Genomic DNA, 11522 nt, shown 5'->3' on the forward strand with positions numbered 1-11522 from the left:
ACCCGGATCTCGATCTTCATGTCGGTGTTCGATGTGCACATCAACCGTGCGCCGATTGCAGGGACAATTCGCAGGGTGATCTATATCCCTGGCAGTTTCCTCGATGCAGGACTGGACAAGGCCAGCGAAGAGAACGAGCGCCAGCATATCCTGATCGAGCGGATGGATGGCCTCAAGATCGGCTTCACCCAGATTGCCGGATTGGGGGCGCGGCGCATCGTGCCTTTCGTAAAGCCCGGCGATACGGTTGGCGCGGGGCAGCGGGTTGGTCTGATCCGCTTTGGCAGCCGGGTCGACGTATACCTGCCGGCAGGAACCGACTCCAAGGTATTGCTCGGCCAGCGCATTATCGCCGGTGAAACGATCCTGGCAGAGATCGGGGCTCAGAAGTTGATCGAGGGCGTTTCGCAATGAGCGTGGCGCCCGATGAGGCTCACGGCGAGCCGGAAGAACGGGCGCGGCTGGGACCCAAGGCTGCGGAGGACGAGCGGCCGCTGATGGGGCGGTCGCGCGGTCTTTCGCTGCGTGCGATGGTACCGAATGCCATAACCGCGGCGGCGCTGTGTTCGGGACTTACCGGCATCCGCTTCGCTATTTCTGAGAATTGGGGCGCTGCGGTGGTGGCGATCATCCTGGCCGGGCTGCTTGACGGGATCGACGGGCGTATCGCTCGCGCGCTCAATGCGCAGTCAAGGTTCGGCGCGGAGCTCGACAGTCTCGCGGATTCGCTCAGTTTCGGAACGGCACCTGCGATCGTGCTCTATCTGTGGTCGCTATCGGTCGAGCCGCGCCTCGGCTGGTTTGCCGCACTGGCATTTGCGATCTGTTGCGCGCTGCGCCTTGCCCGCTTCAATGCGCAGATCGATGTCGAGCATCAGCCGCACAAGTCGCTGGGCTTCCTGACCGGTGTTCCGGCGCCGCTGGGTGCGGGTCTGGCCTTCGCACCATTCTATCTCTGGATGGCGACCGGTCTCGACGAATTTCGCCAGCCCTTACTGGTGGGGCCCTGGCTCGTCGCTATTGCGCTGCTGATGATTTCGAACATGGCCACGCCAAGCTGGGCTTCGTTGCGCCCGCGCCGCGGGATCAGGTTGGAGGTTCTGGCCTTCGTCGGCCTGCTTTTCGCGGCTCTGCTGGTGGAGCCCTGGTGGACGCTCAGCGCGATCTGCGTCGGCTACCTGTTGCTGCTGCCCTATACGCTGGTCCGCTATGCGCGGATCAGGCGGCGCGGCTGATCAAGGCCTTCACTGGCTGGCGCAAGCCGCCACGGCCAAATCCCGAACACTCTCCCAGAGATGCTATGGGGCGTAGCTCCGGCAACGGTGCCACGACCGCCGTGCGTGCCAACTCGCGCTGCAGCTGGCCGAAGGCAGACCACCAGCGCAGTCCGCTATCGGCAAGCACACCCAGCGCCGCAACGGCGGTGAGGGCGAGAAGTGCAACGAGGAACAATGCGAACATAGCAAATTCTCCCTGCCCGGCTGTCGAAAGCTCTGTTGACAGCCCGGGGATATCTGGTGGAAAACCCGATTGCCCGCCGGTCGTTCCGGCGATGAGAACAATGTTCCTCTTTTGTTCTCACGTGTCAAGCGCTTTTCGCGCCGGACTTTCGCTTTTCTGCGATGAATGGAGGGTGGATTTCGCTCTCGATGACGGCTAAGGGCGCGCGGTCCGCAGCGGATTCGGCCAATTCCGGCCGTTTCGCAGGCGGGCAAATCCACATGGAAAGCACACATACCGGTGCTCGTCGCGGGACACTCCGCACAACGAGTTCCAGCTTTCCAGAGGCAGAACCGGAAAGGAATATGATTATGGCGGCTCCTACCGTCACCATGCAGCAACTGATCGAGGCCGGCGCACACTTCGGCCACCAGACCCACCGTTGGAACCCGCGCATGAAGCCGTACATCTTCGGCGCGCGCAACGGCATCCACATCATCGACCTGTCGCAGACCGTGCCGCTGTTCGCGCGCGCGCTCGACTTCGTCCAGCAGACCGCGCGTTCGGGCGGCAAGGTGCTGTTCGTCGGCACCAAGCGCCAGGCACAGGAAGCGGTTGCCCAGGCTGCCCGCGCTTCGGGTCAGCACTTCGTCAACCACCGCTGGCTGGGCGGCATGCTCACCAACTGGAAGACGATCTCGCAGTCGATCAAGCGCCTCAAGACGCTTGAAGAGCAGCTTTCGGGCGACACTTCGGGCTTCACCAAGAAGGAAGTCCTCCAGCTCACCCGCGAACGCGACAAGCTTGAAATGTCGCTCGGCGGCATCCGCGACATGGGCGGCATCCCCGATGTGATGTTCGTGATCGACGCGAACAAGGAAGACCTGGCGATCAAGGAAGCTAACGTCCTCGGTATCCCGGTTGTCGCGGTGCTCGACACCAACGTCGATCCCGAAGGCATCGCTTTCCCGATCCCGGGTAACGACGATGCGGCCCGCGCGATCAAGCTTTACTGCGATGCGATCGCCCAGGCGGCGAGCACGGGTCGCGGCGAAGGCATCCAGGATTCGGGTGCCGATATCGGCGCGATGGAAACCCCGCCCGAGGAAGCCATCGAGGCCTGAGCCTTTCGGTGACCGGGCGCGCAACGCGCCCGTCACATACCGAAGCTACGCGCCGGGCCGCTCATCGAAGCTGGCCCGGTGCCCGCACTTGAGATTTGAGAAGGAATTATACCATGGCTGCATTCACTGCTGCTGACGTGAAGGCCCTGCGCGAAAAGACCGGCGCGGGCATGATGGACGCCAAGAAGGCGCTCGAAGCATCGAACGGTGACATCGAAGCCGCGGTTGACGCGCTGCGCGCCAAGGGCCTCGCCACCGCGCAGAAGAAGTCGAGCCGCACCGCTGCCGAAGGCCTCGTCGGCCTGGCCGTCGAAGCGACCCGCGGCGTTGCCGTCGAGGTCAACTCGGAGACCGACTTCGTTGCCAAGAACGACCAGTTCCAGGACTTCGTCCGCAAGACCACGCAGGTTGCGCTGGGCACGAGTTCGGACGATGTCGAGGCGCTCAAGGCGGCTGCCTATCCCAATGGCGGCACCGTCGGCGAAGCGTTGACCAACAATGTCGCCACCATCGGTGAGAACCAGCAGGTTCGCCGCATGAAGACGGTCAAGGTCACCAATGGCGTGATCGTGCCCTACATGCACAATGCCGTCGCGCCCGACCTCGGCAAGATCGGCGTGCTCGTTGCGCTTGAGAGCGAAGGCGATGCCGCCAAGCTGACTGAGCTCGGCAAGAAGATCGGCATGCACATCGCTGCGGCTTTCCCGCAGGCGCTGACCGCCGAAGGCCTCGACCCGGAAGTGATCGAGCGCGAGCGAAAGATTGCCGCCGAGAAGGCTGCCGAGAGCGGCAAGCCCGCCGAAGTGCAGGCCAAGATGGTCGACGGCGCCGTGGCCAAGTACGCCAAGGAAAACGCGCTGCTCAGCCAGGTCTATGTGATCGACAACAAGACCCCAATCGCACAGGTCGTCGAGCAGGCCGCCAAGGACGTTGGCGCCAAGGTCGAGCTGGTGGACTACGTCCGCTTCCAGCTGGGCGAAGGCATCGAGAAGGAAGAGACCGACTTCGCTGCCGAAGTCGCCGCTGCCGTTGCCGGCTAAGCGGAAACGCTTCCTACAGGATTGGGCCGCCGGAGTTCGCTTCGGCGGCCTTTTTCGTATGTGCCGGGTCGAGTCGGCGGGAGTTTGTTGACGAAGTGCAGACGGGGGCTCGCCTTTTTGTGGGGAAGCGCGTCGCGGGGGCGGGAATTACGAAAAGAAAGAACCGACGCGAAGCTAGCGTGCGCGTTTCGAGTAGGAAATACGGCTCCGATCGGCGTCTTGGCCAAGCGCCGGCAATTGGATGTTATACGCTCCGCCGCCGCCAATCGAAGCCGAGCTGGATGTTGCAGCTTATGCTGGTCAGCGAAATCGTCACCCGGCCGCCGGTCCGATTGGGGATGAAGGGAATGTAGAACTGTCGGAAGGTTCCGTCTGCACCCGCGCTTAGCCGGTATTCGACGCCAGGGATCCGCCCATCGATTTCCTGCGCCGCATCGTTGGTCAGCCGGTACCGCACGGGTTCCCCGGAACGGAATCCGACTGCCGAGATCCGGTAGAACAGCCCGTTGCCGATGATGTCTGCCCGGCAGGTGCCCGTCTCGACCTCGTCGATCAGGCGCCAGCCTCTCGCGATTGTGATGTCCTCGCTCGCGGAAGCCGGGAAGGGCAGTGTGATCGCCAATACTGCCAAGGCGATCTTCGACATGCCGTGCGCTTTGCTCATATGCACCCCCACGATGGATGCAGCCAGACTAGCACCTGTGGCCAAGGGTGCGGCGCGCAATCTTTGCCTTGCCTAGAAACGGGACAATGCGATGGCCCGAGCTTCCGAAGGGTCTAGCGAGGGGCGTACTCAGAAATCGAACGTGCCGGAGAAGATCGGTACGCTTGTCCCCGAAACACTGGTTCTGATTTCTGCGCCGACGCGCCATGCGCGCGAGGCGATCAGGCTGGGGCGGCCCATCTCCAGCCCCTGGTGCACGGTGAAGTCGATTTCGTCGCCGCCCAGCCGATCGAGCAGCAGGCCGGCCAGCGGCGCGTTGGCGCTGCCCGTTGCGGGATCTTCCCAGGTTCCGGCCAGCGGCGCGAACATGCGCGCCCACAAGGTTCGCTCTTCGCGGGCATAGACGAACAGCGAGAAGCGCCCGTTGAGCTCAGGATAGTCATCGGCAGCGCGATGGAAGGCCGCCAGATCGGGTGTGCAGCGCGCCACGGCGTCGCGTTCGATCTCGGCGAAGATATAGGGATTGCCGCAGGTCGCGAAGATGGGGGCATGGGTAGTCGCGACGATGTCGGTCGCCGCGATCTGCAGGCATTCGGCGATGCGCTCGTGCGGGAACTCCATGCCCATGGCCACCGGCTGCGGGGCCTCGACCGTACCGCCGACAGGTGAGCCGTTCGCATCGCGCGACAGCGTGACCCTGGCGATCCCGGCGGGGATTTCGAGCCGTGCCGTGGCGCCATCGATCATGCCCATCCGCGCCATGACGAATGCGGTTCCGATCATTGGATGGCCCGCGAAGGGCATTTCATGCTTGCGGTTGAATATCCGCACGCGGGCATCGTTCGCGGGATCGGCTGGCCTAAGGACGAAGGTCGTTTCGCTATAGTTCATCTCGGCGGCCAGCGCCTGCATCGTGGCATTGTCGATCGCGTCGGCTTCGACGAACACGGCCAGCGGATTGCCGCCAAAGCGGCGGTCGGTGAACACGTCGACGGTTTCGAAACGCACGGATGCCATGGAACCTCCTCTTGACGCGCGGTTCGGTAGTTGGCAAAAAAACGAAATGCAAGGCGAAAAGATCTACCGCGTCCTGGCCAATGCGCACCGGCTGCAGATCCTCGAATGGCTCAAAGACCCGGTCGCCAATTTCCCGCCGCAGGTCGACGGCGACCTGGTGAAAGACGGCGTGTGCGCGGTGCTGATCGCCAAGAAGCTGGGGCTGACGCCGTCGACGCTCAGCGAGCATATGCGGCTGCTGGTCGAGGCGGATTTCGTCACGCCCAAGCGGATCAAGCAATGGACCTTCTACCGCCGCAATGAGGGGCGGATTGCCGAAATCGGAAAGGCGCTCGCCGAAGGTTTGTAAGCGGGAAGGATTCGAAACGGTCTGGCATTTGGAAGCCGGGGCACCGACATCATCGAAACCGGACAAGCGGGGTTACGTCGGGCAGCGCACTTCGCTATCCGCCGACAATGAAAATCGCAGTCATTTCCGATATTCACGGCAATATCGCCGCGCTTGATGCAGTGCTTGCGCATGTCGATAGCCAATCGGTCGATGAGATCGTCAATCTTGGCGATATTTGCTCCGGTTCGCTGTGGCCCGAAGAGACGGCCGATCGCCTCATGCCGCTCGACCTGCCGACCGTGTGCGGAAATCACGAGCGACAGGTTCTGACTGGGACGTATGAGCGGCTGGGATTATCGGACCAGCATGCCAGGGCGACGATGCGCGATGACCAGATTGCGTGGCTTGCGGATATGCCCGCGACGCTCCAGCTCTCCGAAGAGGTTTTGCTGGTTCATGGCACGCCGGACAGCGACCTTGCCTATTTCCTCGAGACAGTGACGGAACAGGGCCTGCGCCCGGCCACGCTGGACGAAGTGACGGAGCGGGCGGGGGCAACGGCTTCTCCACTCATCCTTTGCGGTCATACCCATGTTCCTAGAGCGGTTCGACTCGAGGACGGGCGGTTGATCGTGAACCCGGGCAGCGTTGGCTTGCCGGCCTATGACGATGTGCATCCATTTCCGCACGTCATCGAAAACGGGACACCACACGCGCGCTACGCAATCGTGACCGATGACAGCGGTCGCTGGGAAGCGAGCTTTCACATGGTGACCTATGACTGGGAGCAGGCCGCCCGCGACGCAGAAGCGCATGGCCGCCCCGAATGGGCGAGGGCCTTGCGTACCGGGCTTGTTTGACTCCTGGCAGGCGTGCGCTCAGCTTTGTGACCGCCTCGCTGCGCGCATCCGGCCAGGTACCGGGCTGATTGCGGTGGCCGATCAAGTTAGGTAGACTAATACTATGAAAGTATTGATCTTCCTCCTTGCGGTTGCGGGGTCATGCACCGCTGTCGGTCCACTTGCCGCGCATGAAGTCGATTCAAGCTCGCGCGTTGGTCAGCAACTGGTGGGTGTATCAACGGATGAAGCAGAAGCTCTGATCTCGAAAGTCAAAGAAGCCCAGGAGAATCTAAGACGGAAGAGGTTCCAGCCATTCCTATTGTTGGCTGGATCGGTAGCCTCATACGATGAGGCAAAGATTGCACCGATTGATGTCTTCCTAGACGTACCATTCGATGACGTTTGGGAAGTCAAAAAAGTGAGTTCCGCCAGAAAAGACTGGAAGTCCTTCGTCTTGAGTTACACTCCCCAAGGCTTGGGGAAAGCCTACTGGGAGATCGAAGTGCTCTTGGGATACACCGGCGAGATTCACCAAATAACTCTGCTTTACAAGCCGCCGGCGCCGTTCTGAAGACGCCTCCATTCCAACCGTCTTTTGAATGCTGCCCAGTATGCAGGTTTTGTCAGGATCTAGCAGATTTTGGCGCGATCGTTGATGCGTGAACAACCCGAAGTGACGCCCTGCGGCAGGCGCATTCTGTCCCATGAATGCCAAGCCAGATTTGTTCTCACGTGCCAGTCGAAGATGTCGAATGGGACATTGCCAGCACCTAGCATCGAGTCGCTTCGATCTCTCCTATGAAAGCAACCGCGACAGCTCCGAATTGCGGGCTCGCAAGAAGCTCATGAGCAGGTCGGGATATTGCTCGGACACGGCGGCTTGCACCGATGGTCGTTGCATGATGCGATCGCGCCAGGCTGAGGTCCGCGGCAGTCCGTCGGTCACGCCGAGCGGCAACTGCGCCTCGATGACGTCGAAATAGCGCATCGCCGTCGCCCAGACGCCGTCGATAAGGCGGAACTGCTCGCCTTCGAAGAAGGGACCGGCGATTTCGGGCTCGATCCGTTCGAACTTGGTGCGGATCTCTGCACGCTTCGCTTCGAACGCCGCCGTGTCGGGTGCGTTGTAGAGGCCGGCGATCGCGTTGAGCAGCGTCGAGCCGAATTCGATCCAGCTCCTTTGCCGCGCGCGTGCCAGCGGGTTGGCGGGGTGGAGTGCCGGGGCCGCGGTCTCGTAGAGATATTCGGCAATTACCTGGCTTTCGAACAGCGCCGTGCCGTCCACGTCGAGCACAGGGGTCTTGCCCAAGGGTGAGATCGCCAGGAGCCAGTCGGGCTTGTTGCCGAGGTCGATATCGACCCGTTCGAACGGCACGCCCGCCTCCAGCATCACGATCGCGGCGCGTTGGACATAGGGGCAAAGCTTGTGGCTGATCAGGCGCATTTCGGGTCACTCGTTGAATTTAGATGCATTTGCATATAAATATGGAACAGGCGACGACAAGGGGTGGGGCGTCTTGGTGGGGAATGCGCAGGTTGCAGATGGCGATTCGGCGAGGGCATGGCCCGCGCTGGTCCGGGCATATCAGGACGTGCGGCGGGACGCGGAAGCTGCGCTCAGGCGCCACGGGCTGAAGTCTCTCGAGGAATATGACGCGCTGCTCGAACTGCGCAGGGCCGTGCGGCCGCTCTCGCTATCCGAACTGGAGGCCGAAACGCTGCTGCGGCAGTACCAGACTTCGCGCCTGGTTGACCGGTTGGAGGCGAGAGGGCTGGTTGAGCGCACGGTGGCGCCTGCAGATGGGCGATCGCGCCTGGTGACGCTGACCAAGGCGGGCCGGCTGACCCAGAAAGCGGCAGGGCGCGCCTATGCCGAAGTGCTCGACAATCGCTTTGCGGAGCGGCTGGCGGGTGACGAGCTTGCGATGCTACGGCGCTTGCTTCTGCGCGTAGGTGCCGATTGAGTCCGTATCATTACTTGTTTGCCCGGTGCGTGGCCGCTAAGCCGCGCCTCGACCAATCCACTTCGCCAGGTTTTCTGCATGCCCCTGTCTTCCATGAAACGCGTCCTGCTCAAGCTCTCGGGTGAGGTGCTGATGGGCGACCAGCAGTTCGGGATCGATCCGGCCTTCGTGCTGGAACTGGCGAAAGAGGTGAAGGCAGCCAAGGATACGGGGCTCGAAATCTGCCTCGTCATCGGCGGTGGCAACATCTTCCGCGGCATGGCCGGGGCGGCGCAGGGCATGGACCGCGCGCAGGCCGATTACATGGGCATGCTGGCCACGGTGATGAACGCGCTGGCGATGCAGAGCGCGCTCGAGCAGATCGGCGTCCAGACCCGGGTGCAGAGCGCGGTGCAAATGGACCAGGTGTGCGAGCCGGTAATCCGCCGCCGGGCGGAGCGGCACCTCGAGAAGGGCCGTGTCGTCATTTTCGCGGCCGGCGTCGGCGCTCCCTATTTCACCACCGATAGCGGTGCTGCGCTGCGGGCGGCAGAAATGAATTGCGACGCGCTGCTCAAGGGCACCAGCGTCGACGGGGTCTATGACAGCGATCCGAAGAAGAACCCGGACGCAAAGCGCTTTGACACAGTGAGTTACGGCAAGGTCCTGGCGGATGACCTGAAGGTCATGGACGCCAGCGCCGTGGCGCTGTGCCGCGACAACAACATTCCGATCGTGGTTTTCTCGATCCGCGAAAAGGGCAATCTTGCCCGGGTCATCGCGGGCGAGGGAACGCAGACGGTCGTCACCAACTGAGCTGAACGAAAGAACAGAGGAAGCCAGCCATGGCCAAGTACGACAAAGCCGACATCGAGCGCCGCATGAAGGGCGCCGTCGAAAGCCTGAAGGGCGATCTTTCCGGCCTGCGCACCGGCCGCGCCAACACCAGCCTGCTCGATCCCGTAGTGGTCGAGGTCTATGGCGCGATGATGCCCCTCAACCAGGTCGCCACCGTTTCGGCGCCCGAGCCGCGCATGCTCAGCGTGCAGGTGTGGGACAAGTCGAACCTGACCGCGGTGGAAAAGGGCATCGCCAAAGCCAATCTCGGGCTCAATCCCATGATCGACGGCCAGACGCTGCGCCTGCCGCTGCCCGACCTGACGGAGGAGCGCCGCAAGGACCTGGCCAAGCTGGCCGGCAATTATGCCGAGCAGGCCAAGATCGCGATCCGCAACGTCCGCCGCGACGGCATGGAAGCGCTCAAGGAAGACGAGAAAAAGAAGGAAATCTCCGAGGACGAGCGCAAGCGCGCCGAGGACGAGGTCCAGAAGCTGACCGACAAGTACGTCGGCGAGACCGACCAGGCGGCGCAGGCCAAGGAAAAGGAAATCCTGAGCCAGTAAGCGGCTTGGGGTTGGCAAGAACATAATGAGCGGGGAAGGGCAGCACGCACGGCACGTGGCCATCATCATGGATGGCAACGGCCGCTGGGCGAAGCGCAAGCACCTGCCCCGCGCCATGGGCCATCGCAAGGGCGTGGAGGCCGTGCGCGAGCTGGTGCGCAGCCTCAAGGACACCAGCATCGAGTGCCTGACGCTCTATGCCTTCAGCAGCGAGAACTGGAAGCGGCCCGAGGACGAGGTCGACGATTTGATGAACCTGATGCGCAAGTTCATCAAATCGGACTTGCCCGAATTCATCGCGAATGACGTGAAGCTGCACATCCTGGGCGATTGGCGCGTGCTTGCACCCGATATCGTCGAAATGCTCGAGGATGCGCTTGAGCAGACGAGTAAGGGTTCGCGGACGCTGGCGGTCGCGCTGAACTACGGTTCGCAGGCGGAGATTGTGCAGGCGGCGCGCAAGGCGGCCGCGCAGGGTGAGATTACCGAAGAGAGCCTGGCAGCGCATCTCTACACGGCTCCGCTGCCGCCGCTCGACCTGCTGATCCGCACCAGCGGCGAGGTTCGCCTGTCCAATTTTCTCTTGTGGCAAGCCGCCTATGCGGAAATGATCTTCACCGATGTGCTGTGGCCGGACTTCACGCCTGGCCACCTGCAACAGGCACTGGCGGATTTCGCCGATCGGGAGAGGCGCTTTGGGGGACGTTGAAACAGTGGACGCGGCATTGCCGCGCAAGAATGCCGACCTGCCGGCACGCGTGGCTTCGGCAGCGGTCATGCTGGCAATAGCTATCGGCGTGCTGTTCGCAGGCGACCCCTGGCTCGACCTGTTCATCGCGGTTGTGATCATCGTTGCCTTCGGTGAACTGGTGCGGCTGGTATGGAAGGCGACACCCAATCTCGCCTTGCGGCTTGGCGGCATCGCCTTCGGCGTGATTTACGTGGGCACGGCCGGACTGGTCATGAGCCGCCTGCCGATCACCCTGTTCATCGGCGTGGTCGGTGCTGTCATTTGTATCGATACATTCGCCTATTTCACCGGCCGCGCGATCGGCGGGCCGAAGATTGCTTCGTCGATCAGTCCGTCAAAGACCTGGGCAGGCCTCTTGGGTGCTGTCATCGGCGCGACGCTCTGGCTGGTGCTCTGGGTTGCGGCGGTGCGCTATCCGATGACCGGCAGCATGCTGCCACATTTCGATATGATCGACCTGAGCCAGGTCCTGTTTATCGGTCCGCTTGCCGCAGTCTGCGCCCAGGCGGGGGATTTCTTTGAAAGCTGGCTCAAGCGTAAGGCGGGCGTGAAGGATTCCTCGCGCCTGATTCCGGGCCATGGCGGGGTATTCGACCGGGTCGACGGGATGATCCCCGTCGCATTGCTGGTTGCGGTCTTGCTGGGCAGGGCCGGTTGACCCGCACGATCTCCATCCTTGGTGCGACCGGCTCCGTCGGAGCCTCGACGCTCGACCTGGTCCGGCGCAATCGCGATGACTGGCGGGTCGTCGCTCTGACGGCCAATTGCAATGTTCACGAACTTGCTGCCCTGGCGCGGGAATTTGCGGTCGAAGTCGCGGTGGTGGCAGATGAGAGCCGCTTGCCCGATCTGCGCGAGGCGCTGGTTGGCACGGGCATTCTCGCGGCCGGTGGGCGTGACGCTCTTTGCGAGGCGGCTTCGCGACCGGTCGACATGACTGTGGCGGCGATAGTCGGATGTGCGGGCT

16 protein-coding genes and 1 pseudogene are annotated in these 11522 nt (G+C 62.5%); 13 read left to right on the top strand and 4 right to left on the bottom strand.

From position 1 onward, the window contains the following. A partial coding sequence (locus AAFM29_RS14880) for a phosphatidylserine decarboxylase (protein ID WP_341713572.1) occupies positions 1–414 on the top strand: 414 nt, incomplete at its 5' end. Beyond that, on the top strand, positions 411–1235 hold the full coding sequence (locus AAFM29_RS14885) for a phosphatidylcholine/phosphatidylserine synthase (RefSeq protein WP_371830757.1): 825 nt from the start codon (positions 411–413) through the stop codon (positions 1233–1235). The genes AAFM29_RS14880 and AAFM29_RS14885, both read left to right, overlap by 4 nt. Here AAFM29_RS14885 and AAFM29_RS14890 read toward each other — a convergent pair. Beyond that, the gene (locus AAFM29_RS14890) at positions 1219–1461 is read right to left on the bottom strand and encodes a hypothetical protein (RefSeq protein ID WP_341713573.1); all 243 of its coding nucleotides are present in this window, start codon (positions 1459–1461) and stop codon (positions 1219–1221) included. The two genes, AAFM29_RS14885 and AAFM29_RS14890, sit on opposite strands and share 17 nt — an antisense overlap. A 350-nt stretch (positions 1462–1811) precedes the next feature. Here AAFM29_RS14890 and rpsB point away from each other — a divergent pair, with 350 nt between their 5' ends. Together rpsB and tsf are read left to right on the top strand one after the other, a co-directional pair. Further along, a complete protein-coding gene (gene rpsB / locus AAFM29_RS14895) occupies positions 1812–2564 on the top strand; it encodes a 30S ribosomal protein S2 (RefSeq protein WP_173213913.1) in 753 nt (250 codons plus the stop codon). A gap of 113 nt (positions 2565–2677) precedes the next feature. Then, positions 2678–3604, top strand: coding sequence for a translation elongation factor Ts (gene tsf, locus AAFM29_RS14900; RefSeq protein WP_341713574.1), 927 nt, complete (start codon positions 2678–2680; stop codon positions 3602–3604). A 244-nt stretch (positions 3605–3848) separates the two neighbouring features. Here the strand turns inward: tsf and AAFM29_RS14905 are convergent, their stop codons facing one another. Both AAFM29_RS14905 and AAFM29_RS14910 read right to left on the bottom strand, forming a co-directional pair. Further along, positions 3849–4268 (bottom strand): hypothetical protein, encoded by a 420-nt coding sequence (locus AAFM29_RS14905; protein WP_341713575.1) that lies wholly within the window; start codon positions 4266–4268, stop codon positions 3849–3851. Between the two features lie 129 nt (positions 4269–4397). Further along, positions 4398–5285 carry a PhzF family phenazine biosynthesis protein gene (locus AAFM29_RS14910; RefSeq protein ID WP_341713576.1) on the bottom strand — a complete coding sequence of 296 codons (888 nt, stop codon included), beginning with the start codon at positions 5283–5285 and terminating at the stop codon, positions 4398–4400. A gap of 46 nt (positions 5286–5331) precedes the next feature. Here AAFM29_RS14910 and AAFM29_RS14915 point away from each other — a divergent pair, with 46 nt between their 5' ends. From AAFM29_RS14915 to AAFM29_RS14925, 3 genes are all read left to right on the top strand, one after another. Then, the gene (locus AAFM29_RS14915; protein ID WP_341713577.1) at positions 5332–5634 is read left to right on the top strand and encodes an ArsR family transcriptional regulator; all 303 of its coding nucleotides are present in this window, start codon (positions 5332–5334) and stop codon (positions 5632–5634) included. Between the two features lie 107 nt (positions 5635–5741). After that, a complete protein-coding gene (locus AAFM29_RS14920; protein ID WP_341713578.1) occupies positions 5742–6476 on the top strand; it encodes a metallophosphoesterase family protein in 735 nt (244 codons plus the stop codon). 103 nt (positions 6477–6579) lie between these two features. Further along, entirely contained in the window at positions 6580–7029 is a 450-nt protein-coding gene (locus tag AAFM29_RS14925) for a hypothetical protein (protein WP_341713579.1), read from the top strand. Positions 7030–7254: 225 nt separating this feature from the next. On the opposite strand, the gene AAFM29_RS14930 is transcribed toward AAFM29_RS14925, so the two are convergent. Beyond that, positions 7255–7902, bottom strand: a complete 648-nt coding sequence (locus tag AAFM29_RS14930; RefSeq protein ID WP_341713580.1) for a glutathione S-transferase family protein — start codon at positions 7900–7902, stop codon at positions 7255–7257. Between the two features lie 76 nt (positions 7903–7978). On the opposite strand from AAFM29_RS14930, the gene AAFM29_RS14935 reads away from it, so the two are divergent. The 6 genes and pseudogenes from AAFM29_RS14935 to AAFM29_RS14960 form a co-directional block, all read left to right on the top strand. After that, positions 7979–8422 carry a MarR family transcriptional regulator gene (locus AAFM29_RS14935; protein ID WP_341713581.1) on the top strand — a complete coding sequence of 148 codons (444 nt, stop codon included), beginning with the start codon at positions 7979–7981 and terminating at the stop codon, positions 8420–8422. A gap of 78 nt (positions 8423–8500) precedes the next feature. Next, positions 8501–9217: a UMP kinase gene (pyrH, locus tag AAFM29_RS14940; protein WP_341713582.1), complete on the top strand. Its 717-nt coding sequence runs from the start codon at positions 8501–8503 to the stop codon at positions 9215–9217. A 29-nt stretch (positions 9218–9246) separates the two neighbouring features. Beyond that, positions 9247–9804 carry a ribosome recycling factor gene (gene frr, locus AAFM29_RS14945; RefSeq protein WP_341713583.1) on the top strand — a complete coding sequence of 186 codons (558 nt, stop codon included), beginning with the start codon at positions 9247–9249 and terminating at the stop codon, positions 9802–9804. Between the two features lie 25 nt (positions 9805–9829). After that, positions 9830–10513: a polyprenyl diphosphate synthase gene (uppS, locus tag AAFM29_RS14950; protein ID WP_341713584.1), complete on the top strand. Its 684-nt coding sequence runs from the start codon at positions 9830–9832 to the stop codon at positions 10511–10513. Next, the gene (locus tag AAFM29_RS14955; protein WP_341713585.1) at positions 10500–11213 is read left to right on the top strand and encodes a phosphatidate cytidylyltransferase; all 714 of its coding nucleotides are present in this window, start codon (positions 10500–10502) and stop codon (positions 11211–11213) included. The genes uppS and AAFM29_RS14955 overlap by 14 nt, the downstream gene beginning before the upstream one ends. Next, positions 11210–11522: pseudogene (locus tag AAFM29_RS14960) on the top strand (1-deoxy-D-xylulose-5-phosphate reductoisomerase); the annotation flags it as partial. The gene AAFM29_RS14955 and the pseudogene AAFM29_RS14960, both read left to right, overlap by 4 nt.

It is taken from the genome of Erythrobacter sp. (assembly GCF_038133525.1).
In the GTDB taxonomy this organism is placed as follows: domain Bacteria; phylum Pseudomonadota; class Alphaproteobacteria; order Sphingomonadales; family Sphingomonadaceae; genus Qipengyuania.

What these genes read in the sequence shown, in the direction of transcription:
- AAFM29_RS14885 (WP_371830757.1), top strand. Translation starts at nt 411, where the DNA reads ATGAGCGTGGCGCCCGATGAGGCTCACGGCGAGCCGGAAGAACGGGCG.
- AAFM29_RS14890 (WP_341713573.1), bottom strand. Translation starts at nt 1,461, where the DNA reads ATGTTCGCATTGTTCCTCGTTGCACTTCTCGCCCTCACCGCCGTTGCG.
- rpsB (WP_173213913.1), top strand. Translation starts at nt 1,812, where the DNA reads ATGGCGGCTCCTACCGTCACCATGCAGCAACTGATCGAGGCCGGCGCA.
- tsf (WP_341713574.1), top strand. Translation starts at nt 2,678, where the DNA reads ATGGCTGCATTCACTGCTGCTGACGTGAAGGCCCTGCGCGAAAAGACC.
- AAFM29_RS14905 (WP_341713575.1), bottom strand. Translation starts at nt 4,268, where the DNA reads ATGAGCAAAGCGCACGGCATGTCGAAGATCGCCTTGGCAGTATTGGCG.
- AAFM29_RS14910 (WP_341713576.1), bottom strand. Translation starts at nt 5,285, where the DNA reads ATGGCATCCGTGCGTTTCGAAACCGTCGACGTGTTCACCGACCGCCGC.
- AAFM29_RS14915 (WP_341713577.1), top strand. Translation starts at nt 5,332, where the DNA reads ATGCAAGGCGAAAAGATCTACCGCGTCCTGGCCAATGCGCACCGGCTG.
- AAFM29_RS14920 (WP_341713578.1), top strand. Translation starts at nt 5,742, where the DNA reads ATGAAAATCGCAGTCATTTCCGATATTCACGGCAATATCGCCGCGCTT.
- AAFM29_RS14925 (WP_341713579.1), top strand. Translation starts at nt 6,580, where the DNA reads ATGAAAGTATTGATCTTCCTCCTTGCGGTTGCGGGGTCATGCACCGCT.
- AAFM29_RS14930 (WP_341713580.1), bottom strand. Translation starts at nt 7,902, where the DNA reads ATGCGCCTGATCAGCCACAAGCTTTGCCCCTATGTCCAACGCGCCGCG.
- pyrH (WP_341713582.1), top strand. Translation starts at nt 8,501, where the DNA reads ATGCCCCTGTCTTCCATGAAACGCGTCCTGCTCAAGCTCTCGGGTGAG.
- frr (WP_341713583.1), top strand. Translation starts at nt 9,247, where the DNA reads ATGGCCAAGTACGACAAAGCCGACATCGAGCGCCGCATGAAGGGCGCC.
- uppS (WP_341713584.1), top strand. Translation starts at nt 9,830, where the DNA reads ATGAGCGGGGAAGGGCAGCACGCACGGCACGTGGCCATCATCATGGAT.